The sequence below is a fragment of the Actinopolymorpha singaporensis genome (assembly GCF_900104745.1).
Taxonomy (GTDB): Bacteria; Actinomycetota; Actinomycetes; order Propionibacteriales; family Actinopolymorphaceae; genus Actinopolymorpha; species Actinopolymorpha singaporensis.
In genome coordinates this window covers 2,634,080-2,656,199 of record NZ_LT629732.1, presented here as the reverse complement: position 1 = coordinate 2,656,199, position 22,120 = coordinate 2,634,080, and the positions used below count along the sequence as shown (strand labels likewise).

Here is a 22,120-nt window from a genome sequence, read left to right as displayed (position 1 = left end):
CCGATGGCATCGGTCTCGGCCGTACGTCGCGAGCCGGCAGGACAGGGGCCCCGTGGCTCACTCCGTCGGCGCATCTGGGCGGCCCGACCCTGCTACCTGCTGATGCTTCCCGGGCTCGTCCTGGTCGTGATGTTCTCCTTCTACCCGCTCGTCATGTCGTGGTATTACGCGTTCTTCGACTGGAGCGGATTCGAGCAGGCGAAACACTTCGTCGGCTGGCAGAACTTCAGCGAACTCATGGGGGACGAGTACTTCTGGAAGGCTTTCGGACGGTCGGCGTGGTTCGCGGGCGTCGCGACGCCGGTCGAACTCCTCCTGTCGCTGGTCGTCGCCATCGTCCTCAACGACCGGTCGTTACGACTCGCTCCACTGTTCCGGACCTTGTTCTTCGTTCCTGTCGTCACCACCACGGCCATCGTCAGCATCGTCATGAGCATGGTGTTCTCGGCGTTCAACGGCCCGGCCAACGAGGTGCTGCGCGCATTCCACCTCAGCGAGCGCCCGGTGGGTTTCCTCACCGACCCGCACCTGGTGATGTGGACCGCGATCGGCATCTTCGTCTGGAAGTGGTTCGGCCAGCCGATGATCTACTGGCTCGCCGGCCTGCAGACCATCCCGGCGGAGCTGTACGAAGCCGCCCAGGTCGACGGAGCCGGCTGGTGGCGACGCTCCGTCTCCATCACGGCGCCGCTGTTGGCGCCGTTCGCCGTCATCATCACTCTCATCGTGCTGGTCGGGAACATGCAGGTGTTCGCGTTCATGCAGGCGCTGACCCACGGCGGTCCGTACTTCTCCACCGAGGTGATGGAGCTCTACATCTACCGCACGGCCTTCGGGGCGCAGGGACAGGTCTCCGCACAACGCCTGGGGTACGCCTCCGCCGCAGGTGTACTGTTCGGCCTCCTGCTCATCGTGCTCGCCATCGCCCAGATCACCGCCGTCCGCAGGCTCCGCCGCGGACCCGGAACAACGGTGGAGTCACGATGACCATTTCCGAGCTGATGGCGCGGGTCCCCCGGGCAAGGGCGGGTGTGCCCAGCGTCGGTGCGGGTCGGCAGCGACCGCGAGGGCGGGTACGGCGGATGGTGACGTACGCCATCCTCACGCCGATCGCATTGGCGTGGATCTATCCGTTCCTGTGGATGATGTCGGCGTCGGTGCGCCCGAACGGCAAGGTCTTCGCCGGTCTCGGGCTGTTCCCGACCAAGTGGTTCTTCAGCAACTACACCGACGCGTGGATCGATGCCGAGATGGGGCGTTACTTCCTCAACACGGTCGTCGTGACCTTCAGCGGCGTCGCGATCGTCGTCTTCACGACGGCGACGATGGGGTACGTCCTCGGCCGATACGCGTTCCCCGGACGGCGAATCCTGGTCGCCGTACTCGGTGCCCTCGTCTTCCTCCCACAGGGATACACGATCATCCCGATCTTCGACCTGATCGGGAAACTCCACCTTGACGGCACGTTGTTCGGAATCATCCTCGCCGAGAGCGGTCAGGCTCACATCATCCAGCTCCTTCTCTACGCCGGGTACTTCCGGCAGCTCCCGAAAGAACTCGAGGAATCGGCGACGATGGACGGCGCCGGCTTCTTCACGATCTTCGTTCGGGTGTTTCTCCCGCTGGCGAAGCCGGTGACGGCTACCGTCGTCATCCTGCAGTTCATAGCGAGCTGGAACGACTTCCTGCTCCCCCTGGTGTTGACCCTCAGCCAGCCCGACCTGCGCACTCTCGCGGTGGCGGTGTACTCGTTCCAGGGCGAGAACTACACCAGCTACGCGCAGATGAACGCGGCGAGCACGATCAGCCTCCTTCCCGTGGTCGTGGTGTTCCTCCTCCTTCAGCGCTACTTCGTCGAGGGGATCGCCGGCGCGGTGAAGCAGTGACCGAACGGAGCGACGGGGAAATGGGAACACTGCAAGGACAGGTTGCGGTCGTCACCGGTGCCGGATCGGGCATCGGCAGTGCGATCGCCCGTCGGCTTGCCCACGACGGAGGGCTCGTGGTCGTGGTGGACGTCGATCGCGAAGGCGGCGCGAACACGGTGGAGCGGATCACCGAGTCCGGGTGCTGCGCCGGCACGGCACGACTCCATGTGGCCGATCTGGCCGACCCGTCGCAGCGGGAGGGTGTCATCCCGGCGGTGCTCGAACGTTTCGGCCGGGTGGACGTACTCGTCAACAACGCCGTCGACCACGGGCCGCGCGTCCGCCTGGTCGATCTGGACGAGGACGCCTGGGCGCGGGTTCTGGCCACTAATCTGACGACCACTGCGATGTTGTGCCGGGCTGCCGGCCGGCACATGCTCCCGCGTGGCAGCGGCGCGATCGTCAACGTGACCGCCATCCAGGAGCACCTCCCGCTTGCCACCTACGCCGCTTACGGCGCCAGCAAGGGTGGCATCTCCGCACTGACCCGGGCGGTCGCCGTCGAGATGTCCCCAGGTGGCGTCCGGGTCAACGCCGTCGCACCCGGTGTCATCGACACTGCGTCGGCGCGGGAGAGCCTGAGAGAGGGCGGGTCGGGGATCGAGCGTCCGCCCACCCTGGTCGGCCGGGCAGGCAGACCGTCCGAGGTTGCCGCCGCGGTGGCCTTCCTCGCATCGGAGGAGGCGTCCTTCGTCACCGGAGTCGTACTCACCGTGGACGGAGGTCGACGCCTCAGCCGCGGTGCCGACCCGTTCGCGGAGAGGCACGGTCGCCGACGCTAGTGCCGGGGACCTCGTGGTGGGAGGATTTGCCGGGCGGTGGGGTCGACGCGTAGCTGAACTGCGTGATCGGGGAGGTCGCGACACTCGTGGTGACGGAGATTCCGGAGGAACTACGGCGGGCGACCGTCCCACGCGAGGGCGGGGCCGTATGGCTGGCATCGTTACCAGCCCTGCTGGACGAACTACTCCAACGCTGGAACTGCGTACCCGACGGCCCGGCGGTCAGCGGGCAGGTCGGAATCGTTCAGCCGGCGAAGTCCGGTGCCCACGGTGACGTCGTCCTGAAGGTGTCCTACCCGCATCCGGCGAACGTGCACGAGCCGGAGGCTTACCAGACGTGGGCCGGGCGCGGCGCCGTGCAACTGTGGGAACGCGACGACGAGCGGTTCGCGATGCTGCTGGAGCGCGCGGGCCCGGAGCGGCCCTACGAAGTGCAACCCGTCGACGAGGCGATCCGAGTCGCGGGTGGCCTCGTCCGCCGGCTCGCCATCCCCGCTCCCCCGGATCTGCCGCGCGTCGCCGACCGGGCGCCCGAGTGGGCCGAGATCGTCGACCGGGCGGCGGGCCGGCTCCCTGCTCGCGTCGTCCACTCCGCGCGCGAGACGGTCCGGGACCTCTGCCGGCACCAGCCGGACACGATGGTGCACGGAGACCTGCACCTCAACAACGTGCTGCGCGGCGTACGGGAACCCTGGCAGGTCATCGACCCCCGCGGCTGGGTCGGCGACCCGGCGTACGACGCGTTCACCCTGCTCCGCACCACCGCGGTCGGGGGGCGTGACCTCGGCCTGATCGCCCCGGAGGACTTCGAACCCGCCGTACTCCGCTGGCTGGTGATCTTCGCCGAGGCGGCAGAACTCGACCGCGAGCACGTACGCCGGTGGGCCCAGGTCAGCGCCGTCGTACGGGCGCAGCAGCACTTCGAGTGGAACACCTCCCGATCCGACCGGGAGACCAACGACCAGCTCGCGAGCATCCTGACCTGACAGGACATCATCGCGATCGCGCGGCCGGTGCGGGATACTTCAGCCCGTGGCTCTCATCGTTCCTGACGACGACTGTTCGTTCTGTGCGTACCTCCATGGTGACCGGCCGTTCACCGTCCTGAAGCAGCTGGACAAGGTCGCTCTGCTGGTCACGCGGGAACAACGCGGCGTGGGGCACGTGCTCGCGATCCCGACCGCGCACCGGCCCACTCTGCTGGACCTGGCTCCGGACGAGTACGCCCCGCTGATGGAGCTCACCCAACGCGCGGCGGCCGCGATCGTGCAGGCCTTCGACGTCGAGGGCGTGGCCGTCTGGCAGAACAACGGCGTGCCCTCGCACCAGACCGTTCCACACGTTCACTTCCACGTGGCCGGAACGCTGCCCGGTGGCGGCACCGACTGGGGAACGGTGCCGAGGCTGTCGTTCGACGAGACCGACCGGATCGCCGACCGGCTCCGACCGCATCTGCAGACCGACTGACGAAGGCGGTAGGTGCCGCGCTTCTCGTGTTCGCTCCACCAGGACACACAGCGGACCCATAATCAGGAAACGGCTGAGGGCACGGGCCTCCCCTCCGTTTCTCTCCCAGGTAACGCGGCAACCATGAACGAACCAAAGTTTGGCCGATTGGGGACGCGCAATCTTCTGTTGACCCGAACGCGACCATGCTTCCCAGGCCTTCTTCGACAAGTAGCCGTTGACACCTAATTCGCTCGGTCGTATCTTTCTCGCACCCAGAGAATGAGGCAGACAGAGAATGATTGACCCATTCCGAAGCAGTGGTCTGAACGTCGTCTCTCGCGAGCGCCTCACCGACCAGACCGCCGCAGCCCTTCGCGACTACATCCTGACCAACCGCCTGGCGGTCGGAACCCGCCTTCCAGCGGAGCCCAGCCTCGCCCAGTCGCTCGGAGTCAGTCGCAACGTCCTGAGGCAGGCAGTGGCATCACTGGAGGCGTTGGGGATGCTGCGCGTGACGCAGGGCAGCGGCACCTATGTCGCGGACGTCGCTGACACAGAGGTGTTCGCACAGATCGCCGCCTGGATGGGATCGGACGGCCTGACCGAGCACGACTACCTCGAGGTCCGTGCGATCTGGGAGCGCGGGATCTATGAGCTGGTAATCGACCGGGCATCCGTGTCGGAGGTGGACCACCTCGACGAAATCAGTTCGGCGATGGTGCACGCCGAAGACCCGGGCAAGGCCGCCGCGCTCCACGAGGAGTTCCACGACGTTCTGCTCCGCGCCACCGGGAACCAGTTCCTGGTCACGATCGGGACCATTCTCCACAACTTCTTCTGGGAGTTCGGTTACCGGCGGGCGTTGGTCCGAAAACCACCAGTAGAGAGGCTTCTCGACAGCCACCGTTCGATAGTGCGGCTGTTACGGACGCGTGACCGCGGCAACATCCCGCAGATGATCGACCTGCACCTGTCGCCAGATGACAGCGGCGACGAAAGCGCCGACGTGAAGGAAGGGCGCGCCACCTAGCAGCGGTGGAACGGGGTGCTCATTCACCTCCTGGCCTCGGCCAGGGGTGGTCGGGGGTAAAGGTGACTGCTCGCTGACTCGAGGTCGGCACGTGTGGCATCGATTCCACAATCATGGAGGTACCGGCAATGAGCAATCTTTCGAGCGGACAGTCCGCCCGCCTTCCACACCTGACCCGCCGAGGGTTCCTGATAGGCGCCTCGGCGCTGAGCCTCGCCGCCTGCGGCAATACCCAGAACACCACTAGCGGCGCCGGAACCAAGAACGCACTCGGCCTGAAGCTTCCCGCCGGTGCCGCATCCGCCGGGGACCAGTACTACGTGCTGCCGTTCGACTCGACGGGCGCCAGCTACAAGGCCCTCGACTTCTATGAGAACGTCTACTCTCGCGCCCCGCTGGCCGACCAGTTCAACATCCCCCTGGTACGGCTGAACCAGAACTACCAGATCGTCCCGGGCGCGGCCAGCAGCTGGGAACAGTCTGCTGACCACAACAGTTGGACGTTCCACCTTCGGAAGGGAATCATGTGGTCGGATGGCAAGGAACTGACCGCCGCCGACTATGTCGAGACTCTGCGGTACTCCGCCGATCCCAAGCACGCATGGGACTTCAGCTGGTTCTGGTCCGGTGTCATCAAGAACTACACCGACGCGGTCGCGGGGAAGGTGCCGACCAGCTCGATCGGTGTGAAGCAGGGGAAGGACAAGTACACCCTCGTCATCGAGACGGAGGGGCCGGTCGCCTACATCCCGTCTGCCTGCCTCTACACCACACCGCTGTCAGCCGCGGCCCTTAACAAGTACGGTTCGGGCAGCTACAACATCAACCCGGCGACCTGTGTCACCTGTGGGCCGTACAAGCTCACCAAGTTCGACCCGACAGCCCAGGTCGTTCTCGGGCCGAACAAGAAGTACACCGGTCCCTTCAAGCCGCCGATCGACACTGTGGTGGGCAAGATCTACGCTGGCGGTGACATGCTTCCGCGCTTCCAGACCGGCCAGGTCGACCAGCTGAGCGTGACTCCGCTGGACCTGAAGATTGCGGCCAAGAACCCGAAGACGAAGGCCCTTCACCTCTACAAGAACCCGAACGACTTCGAGATCTGGTACACCTTCTTCGACACGAAGAAGCCACCCTTCCACAACGTGAGGGTCCGCCAGGCGCTGGCACACAGCGTCGACCGGGACTCCCTGATCAAGAGTCTGCTCGCACCCCTCGCCACGCCGGCGTACGGCTACCTCATGCCGGGCTATCCCTTCGCTGTCGAGGATCCGCTGAAGCCCTACACCAACTATGACCCCGCGAAGGCCAAGTCCCTGCTGGCGCAGGCGGGGTACCCCGACGGCAAGGGCTTCCCGTCGGTGAAGTTCTACTGGTGGGCGAACGCCGTCTCCAACACCGAGGCGGTCGTGCAGGCGCTGACCCACAACTGGAACTCCGTGCTCGGAATCAACATCCAGCTCCAGCAGCTGGACAAGACGACCTTCTACGCGCGGATGAACAAGAAGCCGACCGAGATCCAGATGGGTTTCGTCTCCTACGGCATGGACTACTTCGACGCGTCGAACATGCTGAGCGTGTACAAGAGCGATGGTCGGCACAACTGGAACAACGCCCAGTACGACCAGCTCCTGGCGAAGGGTGCGGCGGAGAGCAAGGCTCAGGCACGCCAGGAGATCTACACAGAGGCGCAGGTGCAGTTGACCAAGGAAGCGCCGGGCGTGTTCGTCTTCCACCTGCTCTACGGCTACTACTATGCCCCCTACATGCAGGGCAAGGCTCTGACGAAGAACAAGAACGGCTACGACGGTATCCAGTGGCCTGGGTTCGGCGCGACCAGCGACTCTCTCCAGGGCCTCTACGTCGCACAGAACAAACAGAACTGGCCGCGTCAGAAGCCGAACGGCATCTCCTGACCCGTCGCATCGACCGCGGAAGGTGGTGGTGCGGCCTTGGTTGCCTATCTCGCCCGAAGATTCCTGACCCTGCTACTGGTCATGTTCGTCGTGACGATGCTCATCTTCGGACTCATGCACGCCGTGCCCGGCGGGCCGTTCGACCAGACCCAGCAGCCACTGCCGGGTCCCGCGATGGCGAACGTCATGCGCAAGTACGGGCTGGACCAGCCGATCTGGCGGCAGTACCTCAACTGGCTGTGGGCCCTCCTGCACGGCGACCTGGGCATTCCCTTCGAGCAGCCGACGATGACGGTGACCGGGCTGATCGCCAAGGCCTGGCCGATCACGCTCGTCATCGGCGGCCTCACGATCCTGGTCTCCTACGTCGGCGGTCTGGTGATGGGTTGTGCCGCGGCGTTACGGCACAACACCTGGCTGGACTGGCTGCTCACCTCGGCGGTGTCGACCGTGGGTGTGGCGTTGCCCAACTACGTCGTGGGCTTCCTGCTCATCTCGCTGTTCTCGGTCAAGCTCGGGTGGTTGCCCGTAGGCGGGTGGGGCCAGCCACAGGACGTCATCCTGCCCGTCATCGCGTTCTCGCTGTATCCGATGGCGCTGATGGCCAGATACACCAGGGCCAGCACCCTCGAGGTGACCTATGCCGACTACGTACGCATGGGACGTGCACGCGGGCTGTCTGAACGGCGGATCACCGTGCGCTACATCCTACGTACGGCACTCATTCCGCTGATCACGATCATGGGGCCCAACATCCCGAACATCCTGACCGGGTCGATCTTCATCGAGGCGACCTTCGCTCTACCTGGGCTCGGGAGCTACTTCACCACGGCCAGCCTGCACCGGGACTATCCTCTGATCCTTGCTCTCGTGCTCATCGTCGCGGTCCTGTGGGGGACCTGCTACATCCTGAGCGACGTCGCCTACACACTTGTCGATCCTCGGGTGCGACTGGAGGGGCTCTCCCGATGACCATGGCACTGGGACGCTCAACCGCACGGAGTTCGAAGTCCGGATTCTGGCACGCGGCGTGGTACCGCTACCGACGCAACCGGCTCGCGCTCGTGAGCGGGATAATCGCCGTACTCATCCTGTTGGTCGCCGCGTTGGCACCAGTCATAGCTCCGTACGGCTATGCCGCCCAGGACCTGAGCCAGTCTCTGGTCGGCCCGAACCTGCATCACCTGCTGGGCACCGACGAGTTGGGCAGGGATCTGCTGAGCCGGGCGATCTACGGCGCGCAGACCTCGATGACCATCGCCGTCGGCGCACCGCTCGTCGGTGCACTGATCGGAATCCCGATCGGAATCGCGAGCGGGTGGTTCGGGGGCATCGTCGACGCGATCACCCTGCGGGCCTTCGAGATCTTCACGATGGTGCCGCAGATTCTGCTTGCCCTGTTGCTGATCGCGCTGTTCGGGTCCGGCGTACTGAAGCTGCTTCTCTTTCTCGGGGTGACGGCGTGGGTCGGGTTCGCCCGGCTCGCACGCGCGCAGTACATCGCACTGCGAGATCGTGACTTCGTGGTCGCCGCCCGAGCCATGGGTGTGCCGACGTGGCGAGTCATCATCGTGCACGTGCTGCCGAGCGCGGTCGGGCCGCTGATCGTCTTCTTCGTCCAGCAGGTCCCGGCCACCGTCTTCGCAGCGGCCGGGTTCAGCTTCCTCGGACTCGGTGTTCAGGATCCGACCGCGGACTGGGGAAAGATGATCAACGACGGTCAGCAGTACCTCACCATCAACCTCACCGTCGCTCTCCTGCCCATCGTCTGTATCGCGCTCGCGACCCTGACGTTCAGCTTCGCCGGGGACGGTCTGCGCGACGCCCTCGACCCGACCTCGAGGTAGGCGGACATGCGCGATGACCAGCAACCTCAGGACCTGAGCGGCCAGCCGCTACTGGAGATACGCGACCTTCAGGTCTCGTTCCAACTGGAGCGCAGCACCATTTACGCCGTACAGGGACTCGACCTGAGGGTGGACGCCGGCGAGCGGCTCGGCGTCGTGGGGGAGAGCGGCTCCGGCAAGAGCGTGACGGCGCAGTCCGTTCTGCGGATGGTGCCCTCTCCCGGGCGAGTCACCGGGGGCGACATCGTCTTCGCCGGCGAGAGCCTGCTGGCCCAGCCACCGCACCGGGTGCGGCGTGTCCGCGGCCGGCAGATCGGCATGATCCCGCAGAACCCGATGACCTCCCTCAATCCCGTACTGACCGTGGAAGACCACTTCGACGAGGTGCTGTCACTGCACCTTGGCCTGTCCGGCGCCGAACGCCACGATCGGACGGTGGAGCTTCTTCGGTCCGTGGGAATTCCCGATCCCGCGACCCGCATGCGCGAGTACCCACACCGCCTGAGTGGCGGCCAACTTCAGCGGGTGATGATCGCGCTGGCGATGGCGTGCCGGCCGCGGCTGTTGATCGCGGACGAACCGACCACCGCCCTGGACGTGACCATTCAGGCGCAGATCCTCAAGTTGTTCGACGATCTCGTGGCGCAGTCGAACGTCGGCGCGATCCTGATCACGCACAACCTGGGCATCGTCGCCGGGCACTGCGACAGAGTGGTCGTGATGTACGCGGGCAGAGTCATGGAGACGGCAGCCGTCACCGATCTGTTCGCTCACCCCGCCCATCCTTACACGCTGGGTCTGCTACGGTGCGTGCCGAGACTGACGGCAACAAGGACCCGCAAGTTCCACGCCATTCCCGGCCTGCCTCCCCGCGTGACCGAGCGAGTCGACGCCTGCCCGTTCGCCCCGCGCTGTGAGCGCGCCACCGAGACCTGTCGTACCCGGACCCCTCCCCTGGACGACATACGCCCGGGCCACTCGATCGCCTGCTGGCACCCGGTCACCGATGCAACGGAGGTCGCGTGATGACGTCGACACCAACGACGCCTACAACGCCTGTGGCTGTGGAGCCACCGGTGACGGCAGCGCGGACTCCGCTGCTGGAAGTCAAGGGGCTCGTGGTCCACTACCAGGTCCGCGGCGCGGGCGCGGTGATCCGGCGGCGGGAGACCGTCCACGCGGTCGACGGGGTTGACCTCTCCCTCGACACCCACCAGACGCTCGGCCTGGTCGGTGAGAGTGGCTGCGGGAAGAGCACCACCGGCCGTTCTGTACTGCTCCTCGAACGCCCGACCGCGGGCTTGATCCGGTTCGAGGGTCGGGACCTGACGGCACTGAGCCGGCGCGAACTCAATGGACTACGCAGACGGATGCAGATCGTCTTCCAGGATCCCGTCGGCTCCCTCAACCCCCGGCACACGGTGGGCCAGCTCCTTCGTGAACCCCTCCTCGTACACCACCTGGTTCCCAAGCAACGACAACGCGAGCGGGTGGAGGAGCTGCTCGACCTGGTGGGCCTTCCTACAGACGCTGTCTCCCGTTTTCCGCACGAGTTCAGTGGCGGACAGTGCCAACGGATCGGGATCGCGCGGGCGCTGGCGGCCGAGCCTTCCTTCCTCGTCCTGGACGAGCCCGTGTCCGCCCTCGACGTGTCGATCCAGGCGCAGATCCTCCAGCTCCTGACCGATCTGCAGGACCGGCTGGGTCTGTCCTACCTGTTCATCGCTCACGACCTCGCGGTCGTCGGGCAGATGAGCGACCTGGTGGCAGTGATGTATCTCGGGAAGATCGTGGAGATCGCCGAGCGCGATTCGTTGTACGCGCGACCGCACCACCCCTACACGCAGGGTCTCTTCTCCGCCGTCCCCGTCCCTGACCCGACGCTCAGTCGGAAGCACGGGGACACCGTGGTGGCTGGTGAGGTTCCGAGCTCGCTCGCTCCTCCCCCCGGTTGCCGCTTCAACACCCGGTGTCCGATGGCCCGGGAACGCTGCCGTACCGAGGAACCTCCGCTGGATCAGGTCGCGCCCGGCCATCGCGTCGCATGTCACTTCGCCGACGAGGCAGTACGCAACAACCCGTTCGACGTGGCCCCTACAGTCGAGGTGTGAGCGCCGCCCAGGCTCCGCGGTCACCCCGGGTTGGACTACCCGTTGGAGCCAGCCGACCAACTGACGAAGGCGGACGTCTCGTGACTGTCAACCCGAGCTTTCACCTGCGCCGAGCACAGGCCGAGGACGCGCCCGCCATCGCCGAGATCTGGAACGCCGGCTGGCACGACGGCCACGACGGCCGGGTGCCCGAGGCCCTGGTCTCGGCCCGGGACCCCGAGTCGTTCCGCACCAGAGCTGCGCAGCGCGTGGGCGACGCGACGGTCGCCGTGACCTCGCGCGAGGTCGCGGGCTTCGTCATGGTGGCGGCGGACGAAGTGGAACAGATGTACGTCGCCGGTCACCATCGGGGAAGCGGGGTGGCCGGTCTGCTCCTCGACGAGGCCGAACGACAGATCCGCGACGCCGGTCATACACAGGCCTGGCTCGCCGTCGTTCCGGGAAACGCCCGGGCGCGTCGCTTCTACGAACGCCACGGCTGGTGCGACGACGGCCCCTTCGACTACGCCGCGGCCGGTGAGCACGGCCCCATCCCCGTCCCGTGCCGCAGGTACGCCAAGCACCTGCCGCCGAAACGCTGACGAACCGGCGCAAACAAGAAGAGGGTGGCCGGCCCGATCGCGGGGCAGCGGCGAGCGTGCGACGCTGAGAGTCACAGCCCACCGCGAGCACGAGATCAGCAGAAGGAGTCGACCGTGACGCAGACGCTCCTTCGGGGCCGCTCGGCCGAGGTGGAGAAGGCGCTGCGTGTGCTCGAGGAGACGGCCTCGACCGGCCGGTCGACCGTGCTGGTGGTCAGCGGCGAGGCCGGCCTGGGCAAGACCGCCTTGCTGGAGAGCGTGCGCGCACAGGCCGAACGCAACGGTTTCACCGCCTGTGTCGGCAAGGCCGAGGAACTCGACCGCATCTCGCCGATGGCTCCGCTGCTGCTGGCACTTCGGGGCGGTCACCCACCGCTGCTGTCCGAGGGAGACCGGGCCGCGGTGGGGCCGCTGCTGGACCAGCAACTGTGGCTGGTGGACCGGATCGCGGCGCCGCTGGAGGAACGCTCCCAGCGCACGCCGATCCTCATCGCGATCGACGACGTGCAGTGGGCGGACCCGCTGACCTTGTTCGCGCTGAGGCTGCTGCCTCCCCGGCTGGCGGCGTCGCCCATCGTCTGGTTGCTCACCGCCCGGGACACTCCGGCGACGAGCACCGAACTCTCCCAGGTGATCCCGCGCGACATGCCAGTCCATCAGATCACCCTGCAACCGTTGAGCCCGACCGCGATGAGGGAACTGGCGGCCGACCGGCTGGGCACCGAGCCGGGTCCACGGCTGACGCGCCTGCTCGAGGGTACGGCCGGAAACCCGTTCCTGGTGACCGAGTTGCTGGACGGTGTGCTGAGCGAGGAGATGGTCGAGGGCGGCGACGTCACCGCGTCCGGTCCCGGCGTACCCACCAAACTGCGCACAGCGTTGCGCAGGCGACTTTCCGGACCGCACAAGGACGTGTGGAGCCTGCTCCAGGCCGGATCGGTCCTGGGCGGCACGTTCTCCATCGACGACGCGGCCGCACTGCGGCGCGTGCGCGTGTCCGATCTCCTGCCCAGCCTGCATGGCGCGCTCGCCGAAGGCATGCTCGTCGACACCGGACTGCACGTGGCATTCCGGCACGACCTGATCCGGGAGGCGGCGTACGAGGACCTGACCCCGACGGCGCGGCGGGTGCTGCACCGCGCGGCGGCCGAACACCTGCTCGCCACCGGCCGCACCGCCGTCGACGCCGCGCACCACCTCATGGCGGGTGCGCCGGCCGGAGACCGGGAGGCGGCGGACGTCCTGCGCCGCGCCGCCGCCGAGGTCGCGCCGCAGTCGCCGGCCACCGCTGTCAGCCTGATCACCCATGCCTACAACCTGTTGCCCCGGCGCGATCCCCTCCGGCTGGAGGTGGGGCAAGAGGTGGTTGACATCTTCGTACGCGCGCGACGGGTGCAGGACGCCATCTTCACCGCGGACGAACTGCTGCGCACGTCCCCGGACGCAGAGACCGCCGCGCGCATCCATTCCCGGCTCGCCCGTCCGCTGTGGGATCTCGGTCTGGACGACCGACTCCTCGCCCGGGTCACCCAGGCGCTGGAGCTGGACGGGATCTCCCCGCAGGTACGGGCTCTGCTGCTGGCGCAGCGGGCGCTGGCGATGTCCCGGTCCGACGACCCCGACGCGGCGGTGAACACCGCCCACGCGGCCCTCGCCGACGCCGACGAGGTCGGAGACGGCAACGCCCGTACGACCGCCCTCCGTGCCCTCGGGCACGCCGCGGCCACCGACGGCCGGTACGGCGACGCTCTGGACTGCTTCCAGCAGGTACGCGCGGTCCACGGCGGGCCGCCTCAGGCGGCCGAGCTGCTCGCGCTGGCCCTGCTCGATCGCTACGACGAGGCGCGGGACGGACTCACCCGGTCCCGGCAGGAGGCCGAGGAACACGGCGGGACGTGGGAAGTACCGGCGTTCGGCTGGTGGGAGGCCGCGATCGACCTGGCCGCCGGGCGGATGGAGGACGCGGAAGCCGGCGCGCGCACGATCGTGCGACTGGCCGAGGACCTGCAGGAGTACGGCTATCGCGTCCAGGCGTACGCCCTCCTGGCCCGGATCGCGTTGCTGCGCGGCGATCTGCGACAGGCCGAGGAGTACATGACTCAGGCCACCCGGTGGACCCGATCCGAGGTCCGGTTGGCCTCCGCCCAGGCGACTCTCGCGCACGTGTTGTGGCTGGACGCCGGCGGTGACGCGGAGGGTGCGGCCCGGCTTCTCGGCGCGGCGGCGGACTCACCGGCTGCGCTGGCCCGCCACACCGGAGCGGGCTACGCCGACCTTCCGGAGGTCGTCCGGATCGCGTTGCGTGGCAAGGACACCGAACTCGCCCGGCGGGCGGCCCTGCTCGCCCAGCAGTACGCCGACCGCAACCCTGGAGTCGCCACCGCGACCGGGGGCGCCCTGCACGCCCGGGCGTTGGTCGACGACGACGTGGACCTGCTCGGTGAGGCGGTCGGCGTTCTGCGGGCCAGTCCCCGGCTCCTCAGTCGCGCCTCGGCAGCGGAGGACCACGGCCGGGCGCTCGTTGCGCACGGCCGTCGCGATCAGGGGGTGGCGGAACTGGACCGGGCCTGGGACGCCTACGTCGCCCTCGGTGCGACCGGCGAGGCGCGCCGGGTCCAGCGCCACCTCCAGTCGACCGGTGCGCGGCGGCGCCGCTGGATGGCGACGAGCCGCCGACCCAGCACCGGGTGGGACGCGCTCACCGACACCGAACGCCGGGTGGCCTCGCTGGTGGCGGAGGGGCGTACGAACCGTGACGTCGCGCAGACTCTGAGTCTGTCGCCGAACACCATCGGCACCCACCTGCGGTCGATCTTCGGCAAGCTCGGCGTCAACTCACGGGTGCAGCTGACCCGGGAGGTCCTCAGCCGAGGGTGATGCCTCCCCGGTCAGGTGACCTCCGATTCGGACATTCCGCAGCGAACACGAACAGTCCCGCACAGGTGTCTCTCCGCAACATCGTCTTGACATAGACGTACGGACGCGGACCCATGTGCCGGCCCGGACGGGTTCGCCTCACCCGAACACGTGAGGTGGCTGCACACCTCCCCGTCCTCCCGGCCGGTCCGCCCTCACTCATTTGGCTCGAACTCGTGATTCACCCGTGCACCACCGCGCGCTTTCCTGGGATGCGAACGAAGAAAGGCCCTCCGCACCAGGGACTTTCGCCCCCAGTACACAGTCCATCGCCAGCCAGTGGCCCGGGCCCGTCCGCGCACGTCGCGCAGATCGGACACCACCCGGCGCAGGCCGCTGCCCGACGACGAAAGCAACGCCGATGATCGTTACCATCCTGAGCGCCGTGGCCACCTCGATCGGCCTCGCACAGGCATGTGCCCTGTTCGACCAGACCCGCAAGCTGCGGCGTGCCGGCAGCGCGGACGAGGTCTCCGTCGCCTTCCTCACCGCCTCGCTCGTGGGGAACGTGGTCTGGTTCGCGTACGGCGCGTTCCAGGTGGACGTCGCACTGCTTGCTGTCAACAGTGCGGGGCTGCTCGGAGGCGCCGCCACGCTCACCACGGCCGTGCGGCTGCGCTGCCGGCGTCCGGCAGCCGTCACCGGAACCAAGGTGGCCGCACGCCGCACGCGTTCGGTCCACGAGACCAAGCAGCCGGTCGGCTCCACGGTCGTACGCCGGAACGTCCCCAAGCCCCGCCGCGCGCAGGACGTAACCGCGCTGCAGCGGCAGAACTGCCGGACGGCGCCTGCGCGGGTCCCTGCGACGTCGGCGCGCACCGTGTCGGCCCGCACCCAGTCGGCCCGCACCCAGTCGGGCCGCACCCAGGCGGGCCGCACCCAGGCGGCCCGCGCCGTGTCGGCGCACGCCCAGCCGGCCCCGACCGCGTCCTTCCCGGCAACCCCGATGCCGACCGAGGCGCACTCCCCCACCCTGGCCACACCGCACACCCACCGCTGGATGCGGCACATGTGCACCCCGGTGGCCGTGCCGGTCCCGGCCTGACGACGAGCTGCCTGGTCCGGGAAGCCACGGACCAGGCAGCCGGGTACACGCTGGGATACTCGCCACATGTCAGCCCTGGTGACCACCACCTTCGCGGATCGCCCCGAACTCGAGGCGGCGATGTGGGCGATGCCTGACACCTGGCCGGTGTTCATGGGGCACGACGAGATCGCCGCTGCCCTGTTCCTGCACGTACCGTCCACCTCCCCGCACCTGTGCCTGGTCGCCACTGAGGGCGAGGAGGTGTGGCCCGGGCGTTCTGCGGCGCCGTTCGCCCTTCACACCGCACGCCGTGGGGCACTGCCGGCCGGTGGCTGGGTCGCGTGCTGACCTGGGCCTTCCGCGACCAACGGAACGGCACGAGGCCCGACACCGTGACCGCGCTGGAGGTTGCCGCTCGCCCGGACCCGTTGGGCGCCGCGATGTCCCACCGGATGCTCGGTGCGTTGCGGGCGGCGGCCGCGGCCGCCGGCTTCGGCGAACTGGTGGCCTCGGTCCGTCCGAACGGCAAGCACGCCGAGCCGCACACGCCGATGACCGACTACATCGCTCGCACTCGCGACGACACCCTGCCCGCCGACGCGTGGCTACGCACGTGCGGGCCGGGGCGACTGTCGACTCGGTGGCGCCCGCTGCGCCACCCACGTCCGTAAGAGGAACGGCCCGACCCGGACCAGGTCGTTGACCGGTCCGCGTGACGACCATAGCTTCCGAAACCGTGACCAAGCGAAGATTCTCCCGTAGATCGGTGCTACGTGGTGCCGCGGCGGTCGCCGCGGGCGCGGCGGCGTCGACGGTTGCGTCACCGGCCGGCGCTTCGACCCGGCCCTCCGTCGTGGAAGCGGCACCGGTCACCGACTTCCTCGACTCGATCTGCGTCTGTGCACACATGGGGCAGGGTGTCGACGACCCTGCTCGGGTGGCGGACGCCCTGACCTACACCGGCATTCGCAACATTCGCGACAGCGACAACGTGTCGGCGGCCTTCGTGGACGGCCTGATCTCGGTGCACCAGCGGACCGGCGCCCGGTTCGTGATCGTACGCAGCGGTCCGGACGAGGCCTGGCTGGCCGACCAACTCGAGGCGTCCCGCCGGCTGGCCCGGGCCGGAGCTCTGCTCGCGCTGGAGGGGCCGAACGAGCCGAACAACTGGGCGGTCACCTTCGGCGGGGACACGTCCGTGTGGGACAAGGACTTCACTCCCGTCGCCCGCTGGCAGCAGGAGCTCTACCGACGCACCAAGGCCGATGCACTGTTGCGGCGCTTCCCGGTCTTCCACTCCAGTGAGGCCGGCGGATCGGAACCGAACAACGTCGGTCTGCAGTTCCTCACCATCCCGGACGGTGCGGGGACGCTCATGCCGGCCGGTACCCGCTACGCCGACTTCGCCAACGTACACAACTACATCTGCCGCAAGCCCGCCATCATCGACAACATGGCGTGGGAGAACGCGTCGCCGGACTTCGAGGACTGGATCGACGGCATCTACGGCGAGTACGGCATGACCTGGCGGGAAGGCTTCCCTGGATACACTTCCGCGGCCGACCGGGCAGCGCTGCCGAAGGTGTCCACCGAGACGGGCTGGGCCACCCAGGGCACGAACAGCCTCACAGAGGAAGACCAGGGACGGCTGTTGCTTGCCCTCTACCTCTCGCAGTTCGCCCGCGGCTACCAGCACACGTTCGTCTACATGCTCCGCGACGACCCCGTGCAGGGTTACTGGGGATTCGTCGACCACGACTACCGGCCCAAGCGCTCGGGTGTCTACCTGCACAACCTCACGTCAGTGCTGGCAAACGGGGCTGGGGCGGCCCCCGGGGGCGGTCTTGCCTACTCGATCAGCGACCGAGCACCCACGACACACGACCTTTTGCTTCGAAGGAGTGACGGCGACCACTTCCTCGTGGTGTGGAGCGAGCGGGCCATCGGCTCGGAATCGGTCACTGTTCACCTCGCCGGTCCTCCACGTCAGGTGGAGGTCTACGATCCGACGTCCGGTACGACGCCGATCCACACCCTCGACGCGGCGAAGACGGTGCCGGTGACACTCACCAACTACGACGTCCGGGTCCTCAGAGTGGAGTGCGCTGCGGCCAGTCGTTAGCCGACTCGGCCGAGGGTCAGCCGGGCGAAACTCAGGAGGCGCGCCCGGTCGACACCGACCGAGCGCGCCTCCGACTCGACTGGGAACGATCTCACCTGCCATGTGGGAGCGCTACCGCACGGATGATCTCCTGCGTCAGCTGGTTGCCGTCCGCGTCCTGTGCGTGGACCCGGAACGACGCGTACCGCGCCTTCGCCGGCGCGTTCGGCGGCAGGTCCACCGTGTAGCGGCCATCACCGTGGCGGACGGCCCGCAGGTGCTGCCACCGGCCGCCGTCGTCGTAGGAGACCTCGAACGTCAGCCGGTTCACGGGAATGCTCCCTCCCGCCTGGTGGCCGACCCTCACCTTCACCTGGTTCGACCCGCGCGCCGGCGGTGTCAGTTCGTTGCGCAGGTTGGCCTCGACGTCGTACCCGAAGGTCAGCAGCGGCAGCGGCTCGGCCGCGTCGGTGGCCGCGGACCGGAACGTCCACTCCGAACGGCTTCGGGTGGAAAGCTGCGCCCATGGGGCGCGGTTGGCCACGTCGAACGACATCCGGTAGGTGTCCTCGGAGCCGGTGGGAAGTGTCACGTAACCGAAGAGTCCACCGGGGATGTGTTCGGTCTCCCACACCGTCTCGTCGCCCCGCGACAGCCGGAACATCGTGGCGAAGCCGTCGTCGCCCTCGGTCGACGCCGCCACCGAGGGGTGGTTCGCGCCGTCCAGCATCCCGACACCCTGGAACAGCGACGGGAACGACTCACCGAGCACCAGCAGGTCGCCGTCGCGTACGACCGGGAAGTTCGGGTTGAGGCCGGTGGCGACCGGCGCACCGAGCCACGACTGCGTGGTGCGTTCGCGTGGCGCGTAGGCCGTCAGCGGGGTGTTCAGCTGGAGTTGCGCGCCCTCCGGATGCGGTTCGTGGTAGCCGTACGGCTGTTCAGGGGTAGTCCTCACGTAGGACCACCTCGTCGTGGGATCGGACGTGTGGTAGACGACGCGCGAGCGCGGCGCTCCGTACAGCGGGCGCTGGAAGGTGATCGACATCTGGTCCTGCGGCCGGAAGGCGAACGCTCCCTCGCTGTAGGTGATCTGGTCGGTCGACAGGCTGTGAATGTCCTCCTCGACGCGCACCAGGTCGGACGGATCGGCGCTGTAGTGCGGTTGGGCGGGGACGCCGTGCGGCTCAGCGTAGACAAGGTCGTAGACGTACGGACTGGCCACGTTGCCGGTCGCCCGTACTGTCAACTTTCCCTTGCCGAGCAGACCGAGCAGCGCACCGCCTTCGGCTCCGGTGAGGCGTACCGTCGGCACCTTGAGCGCGAGGTCGGCGTAGCCACCGGGGTTGCCGTTGGCGCCGGGACTGTCGTTGTAGACCGCCACCATCCGCGCACCCGCATCGGCCGCGGTGTTCGACTGTTCGGCCACCGGCAGGTCGTCGCTGCGCCGGACGAGCGCCAGGGCGCCCTTCAGGTCAAGACCGGCGAGGTCCTCGGGCCGCCCCTGACCCGCGTCGACCACGCGCAGGTTGGCCGAACCGTCGAGCACCGGGAACTGCTCGCTGAAGTCGCTGAACCAGTTCATCGGGTAGTACTGCGGGTCGAGCTTCACGTCCTTGGCACCCGGCACCGACAGGGTGACGTTCGGCGCCTCCAGCCGCCACCTGGAGGTGGCCTCGAAGAACCCGACCGACGGGTCACTCATCGGCTGCACGAAGAAGCGTTCCTCGCCCTGCGACCCGGGTGCGTTGAGGACGGCGTCACCGGCGACCGTGCCGTCGGGAGCCGTGCGGTACCACCTGAGCTCGACGGCGCCGCCGAGGTTGGCCCTGGCCTCCGGGTTCGCCGGGGTGTCCACCTTGACCTCGACCGCCTTGCGAGCGTCGAGAGTCACCGTGGTGTCACCGGTGATCTTCAGCTCCGGGTTGCCGACCAGCGACGTGTCGAGGCCGTCGCCGTAGCCGTTCGACGGTACGCCGGCGGGGCGGGTGTGGACGAAGGCCAGCACCGAGTACGTACCGGCCGGCACCCGCATGCAGACCTCGACCGTCGGATCCTCGGCCCTGCACGTCTTCGTCATCGTCTCGCCGGTGTCGACATTGACGACGGGCGAGCCGTTGAGGGAACCGACCCAGGCCAGCGCGGGCCGGCCATCGCGGGCAATGCCCTTGAGCCGCAGGTCGAACAGCTGCGGCTGGCCCACGAACCCGGTCGGCGTGTGCAGCGACTGTGCACCCGGAACGTCCGCCACCAGTGCTCCGGTGTAGTTGCCGGGCTCGGCGGTTCCCGGGTCGACGACGACGTTGGCGGTGCCGACCGCACCGGGCTGGACGGTCAGCTGGGATGGTTCCACCGACGCGTAGCCGACCTGGGCGCCGGTCTCGTCCCGAAGCTGGACGTGCAGGTTCAGCGTCACCGGCTGGCCGGAGATGTTGCGGTAGCTCACGTCGCGGTCCACCGGGGCGGTCCCGCCGCCGGCCTTCAGCGCGACGACGCCGAAGTCAAGCGACCCTTGCTCGGCGAGCACCGGACTCTTCAGTACGCGGGCCACGTCGACCCGGCCGGCGCCCTGCTGGTACTCCCGCAGCCCCGCGGTGGGCACCGCGGTGGACATCAGCGCGGCTTTGAGCTCCCTCCCGGTCAGCTCGGGACGGGCCTGCGACAGCAGGGCTGCGGCGCCGGCCACGTGCGGGGTCGCCATGGACGTCCCGGACAGCTCGAGGTACGGCCCGGATCCGCCGAGCTGGGCGTCCTCGGCGCGGGCAGCCCAGATCCCGACACCGGGCGCGGTGATGTCCGGTTTGAGGGAGAGGTTGACGGGGCCGGGACCGCGGCTGGAGAAGTCGGCGAGCTGGTCCTGCCGGTCCACCGCACCGACCGTCAGCGCACTCGGGGCGTCGCCGGGCGCCAGCACGCACGCGTCGCATCCGTTGTTGCCGGCCGCGACGACGAACAACGTGCCGTCCTCGCTGCTCAACCGGTCGACGGCCGCCGTCACGAGGTTGCTGCCGTACTCGGAAGGATCCGAGCCGAGGCTCATGTTCACGATGTCGGCGTGCTCGACGCCGGCGGCCCACTCCATCCCGTCGATGATCCAGGACGTGGCGCCGTACCCGTCGTCACCCAGGACCTTGCCGTTGACCAGGTCCGCGCCGTACGCCACGCCCTTGCGGGCACCGTCGGAGGCCGCGCCCGACCCACCGACGATCGACGCGACGTGCGTGCCGTGCCCGAACCTGTCTCCGGCGTCCCCGGTGTCGGTGAAGTTGTGCGAGGCGCTGACCCGGCCGGCCAGATCCGGGTGGGTGGTGTCGATGCCGGTGTCGAGTACGGCGACCTTCACCCCGGAGCCGGTGTAGCCGGCGTCCCAGGCGGCAGGTGCGTCGATCTGCTTCGTGCTCCGGTCCAAGGCCACCCTGACCCGCGCGTCCAGCCAGATCTTCCGTACGCCGGCGAGCGGTCCGGCCTGCGCGGCGGTCAGCGAGGACGCACGCCGGCCGGTCTGCTGCGCGGCCTCGGCGAGTTCGAACACCGCCTTCCCCAGCTTGGCCACCTCGTCCTTGGGCACCTCGGTCGCTACACCGTCCACGCTGTCCAGGACGCGACGCTCACGACCCCCGGGGACCGTCCTCGTGCGGTAGGTGCGCGACGCCTCCTTCGGATAGGTGAGGATCAGCGGCAGGCTCGGGCTGGCCGCGTCGTCGTAGCCCTGCTTCGCCAGCGCCGTCACGTCGAACAGCGCCGGGTCGAGTACGTCCGTCCGCAGCAGGGGGCCCATGTCGGTGGGGATGACGGACGTCCGGCCTTCCCGGGTGCTGACCTGGAACTGCGGAACGACACCGCTGGGCCGCGGCGCCGGCTCCACCGTCGCGGTCGTCCGCCCACTCCCGACCGAGCGGAGCTGGATGCGGTCGCCGGTGATCAGCGTGACCGTCGGACCCGGCGACGCCTCGCGCGGCGTACTCGCGAGGGCCGCTGTGGCGGTGGAGGTGGTCGCGGTGGAGGTGGTGGACGCGGCCGCGGCGACCACGGTCGGGGACCGACCAGGAGACCCGGCCAGCGCGAGCGCGACGACCGCGGATGCCGCGAGTACCCGGGGAAGAATGCGACGGCCAAGGGCCGGACCGGCCATGACATGACCTCTTTCTTGCGTTGTCACAGTGGTTCGAAGCGCTCGTCGGCGGCCGGGGGCCCGTCGGGACACGACGTCGTACGGCCCCTGTCGGCGTGGGAGGGAGGAGCACCGGGCCCGGGCGGATCCGAACGCGGCGGGACCCGTCGCCCGGGCGGCTCCGGCCGGTGCGGCATCACCGGAACGCCTGCACCCGGCGCGTCCTTCTGGTGGTCGTTCTGCTGTTCGTCGAACTGTTCGTCGAACTGCTCGTCGAACGGTTCGTCGTTCTGCTCGTCGTCCTGGTCACCGCCCACCCGA

The 22,120-nt window shown here is 68.4% G+C and carries 19 protein-coding genes; 17 read left to right on the top strand and 2 right to left on the bottom strand.

The window, feature by feature from the left end; translation table 11 throughout:
• Positions 1–102: 102 nt before the first annotated feature.
• The 17 genes from BLU27_RS12030 to BLU27_RS11950 all read left to right on the top strand — a co-directional run bounded on the left by BLU27_RS12030 (position 103) and on the right by BLU27_RS11950 (position 17,709).
• Positions 103–987, top strand: coding sequence for a carbohydrate ABC transporter permease (locus BLU27_RS12030; RefSeq protein WP_241827927.1), 885 nt, complete (start codon positions 103–105; stop codon positions 985–987).
• The gene (locus tag BLU27_RS12025; RefSeq protein WP_241827926.1) at positions 984–1,886 is read left to right on the top strand and encodes a carbohydrate ABC transporter permease; all 903 of its coding nucleotides are present in this window, start codon (positions 984–986) and stop codon (positions 1,884–1,886) included. Before BLU27_RS12030 ends, BLU27_RS12025 begins: the two co-directional genes overlap by 4 nt.
• A gap of 20 nt (positions 1,887–1,906) precedes the next feature.
• Entirely contained in the window at positions 1,907–2,710 is an 804-nt protein-coding gene (locus BLU27_RS12020; RefSeq protein WP_092653311.1) for an SDR family NAD(P)-dependent oxidoreductase, read from the top strand.
• A gap of 62 nt (positions 2,711–2,772) precedes the next feature.
• A complete protein-coding gene (locus BLU27_RS12015; protein ID WP_197681800.1) occupies positions 2,773–3,696 on the top strand; it encodes an aminoglycoside phosphotransferase family protein in 924 nt (307 codons plus the stop codon).
• A gap of 46 nt (positions 3,697–3,742) precedes the next feature.
• Positions 3,743–4,177 carry an HIT family protein gene (locus tag BLU27_RS12010; protein WP_197681799.1) on the top strand — a complete coding sequence of 145 codons (435 nt, stop codon included), beginning with the start codon at positions 3,743–3,745 and terminating at the stop codon, positions 4,175–4,177.
• Positions 4,178–4,454: 277 nt separating this feature from the next.
• Positions 4,455–5,189: a FadR/GntR family transcriptional regulator gene (locus BLU27_RS12005; RefSeq protein WP_092653307.1), complete on the top strand. Its 735-nt coding sequence runs from the start codon at positions 4,455–4,457 to the stop codon at positions 5,187–5,189.
• 128 nt (positions 5,190–5,317) lie between these two features.
• On the top strand, positions 5,318–7,105 hold the full coding sequence (locus BLU27_RS12000; RefSeq protein ID WP_157728475.1) for a peptide ABC transporter substrate-binding protein: 1,788 nt from the start codon (positions 5,318–5,320) through the stop codon (positions 7,103–7,105).
• 36 nt (positions 7,106–7,141) lie between these two features.
• Positions 7,142–8,077: an ABC transporter permease gene (locus BLU27_RS11995; protein WP_092653303.1), complete on the top strand. Its 936-nt coding sequence runs from the start codon at positions 7,142–7,144 to the stop codon at positions 8,075–8,077.
• Positions 8,074–8,952, top strand: a complete 879-nt coding sequence (locus tag BLU27_RS11990; protein ID WP_092653301.1) for an ABC transporter permease — start codon at positions 8,074–8,076, stop codon at positions 8,950–8,952. Before BLU27_RS11995 ends, BLU27_RS11990 begins: the two co-directional genes overlap by 4 nt.
• 6 nt (positions 8,953–8,958) lie before the next feature.
• A complete protein-coding gene (locus BLU27_RS11985) occupies positions 8,959–9,978 on the top strand; it encodes an ABC transporter ATP-binding protein (protein ID WP_092653299.1) in 1,020 nt (339 codons plus the stop codon).
• A gap of 50 nt (positions 9,979–10,028) precedes the next feature.
• A complete protein-coding gene (locus BLU27_RS11980) occupies positions 10,029–11,063 on the top strand; it encodes an ABC transporter ATP-binding protein (RefSeq protein WP_172804940.1) in 1,035 nt (344 codons plus the stop codon).
• Between the two features lie 80 nt (positions 11,064–11,143).
• Entirely contained in the window at positions 11,144–11,644 is a 501-nt protein-coding gene (locus tag BLU27_RS11975) for a GNAT family N-acetyltransferase (protein WP_241827925.1), read from the top strand.
• Positions 11,645–11,758: 114 nt separating this feature from the next.
• Positions 11,759–14,521, top strand: coding sequence for a helix-turn-helix transcriptional regulator (locus BLU27_RS11970; RefSeq protein ID WP_172804939.1), 2,763 nt, complete (start codon positions 11,759–11,761; stop codon positions 14,519–14,521).
• Between the two features lie 400 nt (positions 14,522–14,921).
• Complete coding sequence (locus BLU27_RS11965) at positions 14,922–15,605, top strand: hypothetical protein (RefSeq protein ID WP_092653291.1); 684 nt, start codon at positions 14,922–14,924, stop codon at positions 15,603–15,605.
• 66 nt (positions 15,606–15,671) lie between these two features.
• Positions 15,672–15,935, top strand: a complete 264-nt coding sequence (locus BLU27_RS11960; protein ID WP_092653289.1) for a hypothetical protein — start codon at positions 15,672–15,674, stop codon at positions 15,933–15,935.
• A gap of 44 nt (positions 15,936–15,979) precedes the next feature.
• The gene (locus tag BLU27_RS11955; RefSeq protein WP_157728473.1) at positions 15,980–16,258 is read left to right on the top strand and encodes a hypothetical protein; all 279 of its coding nucleotides are present in this window, start codon (positions 15,980–15,982) and stop codon (positions 16,256–16,258) included.
• A 65-nt stretch (positions 16,259–16,323) separates the two neighbouring features.
• Positions 16,324–17,709, top strand: coding sequence for a glycosyl hydrolase (locus BLU27_RS11950; protein ID WP_157728472.1), 1,386 nt, complete (start codon positions 16,324–16,326; stop codon positions 17,707–17,709).
• Between the two features lie 91 nt (positions 17,710–17,800).
• On the opposite strand, the gene BLU27_RS11945 is transcribed toward BLU27_RS11950, so the two are convergent.
• Both BLU27_RS11945 and BLU27_RS11940 read right to left on the bottom strand, forming a co-directional pair.
• On the bottom strand, positions 17,801–21,820 hold the full coding sequence (locus BLU27_RS11945) for a S8 family peptidase (RefSeq protein WP_092653283.1): 4,020 nt from the start codon (positions 21,818–21,820) through the stop codon (positions 17,801–17,803).
• A 23-nt stretch (positions 21,821–21,843) separates the two neighbouring features.
• Positions 21,844–22,116: a hypothetical protein gene (locus BLU27_RS11940; protein WP_092653281.1), complete on the bottom strand. Its 273-nt coding sequence runs from the start codon at positions 22,114–22,116 to the stop codon at positions 21,844–21,846.
• Positions 22,117–22,120: the final 4 nt, after the last annotated feature.

Bases quoted from the DNA above. Each gene is read 5' to 3' on its own strand.
- BLU27_RS12005 (WP_092653307.1), top strand. From the start codon at position 4,455: ATGATTGACCCATTCCGAAGCAGTGGTCTGAACGTCGTCTCTCGCGAG.
- BLU27_RS11990 (WP_092653301.1), top strand. From the start codon at position 8,074: ATGACCATGGCACTGGGACGCTCAACCGCACGGAGTTCGAAGTCCGGA.
- BLU27_RS11945 (WP_092653283.1), bottom strand. From the start codon at position 21,820: ATGGCCGGTCCGGCCCTTGGCCGTCGCATTCTTCCCCGGGTACTCGCG.
- BLU27_RS12000 (WP_157728475.1), top strand. From the start codon at position 5,318: ATGAGCAATCTTTCGAGCGGACAGTCCGCCCGCCTTCCACACCTGACC.
- BLU27_RS11960 (WP_092653289.1), top strand. From the start codon at position 15,672: ATGTCAGCCCTGGTGACCACCACCTTCGCGGATCGCCCCGAACTCGAG.
- BLU27_RS12020 (WP_092653311.1), top strand. From the start codon at position 1,907: ATGGGAACACTGCAAGGACAGGTTGCGGTCGTCACCGGTGCCGGATCG.
- BLU27_RS11985 (WP_092653299.1), top strand. From the start codon at position 8,959: ATGCGCGATGACCAGCAACCTCAGGACCTGAGCGGCCAGCCGCTACTG.
- BLU27_RS12030 (WP_241827927.1), top strand. From the start codon at position 103: ATGCTTCCCGGGCTCGTCCTGGTCGTGATGTTCTCCTTCTACCCGCTC.
- BLU27_RS12025 (WP_241827926.1), top strand. From the start codon at position 984: ATGACCATTTCCGAGCTGATGGCGCGGGTCCCCCGGGCAAGGGCGGGT.
- BLU27_RS11965 (WP_092653291.1), top strand. From the start codon at position 14,922: ATGATCGTTACCATCCTGAGCGCCGTGGCCACCTCGATCGGCCTCGCA.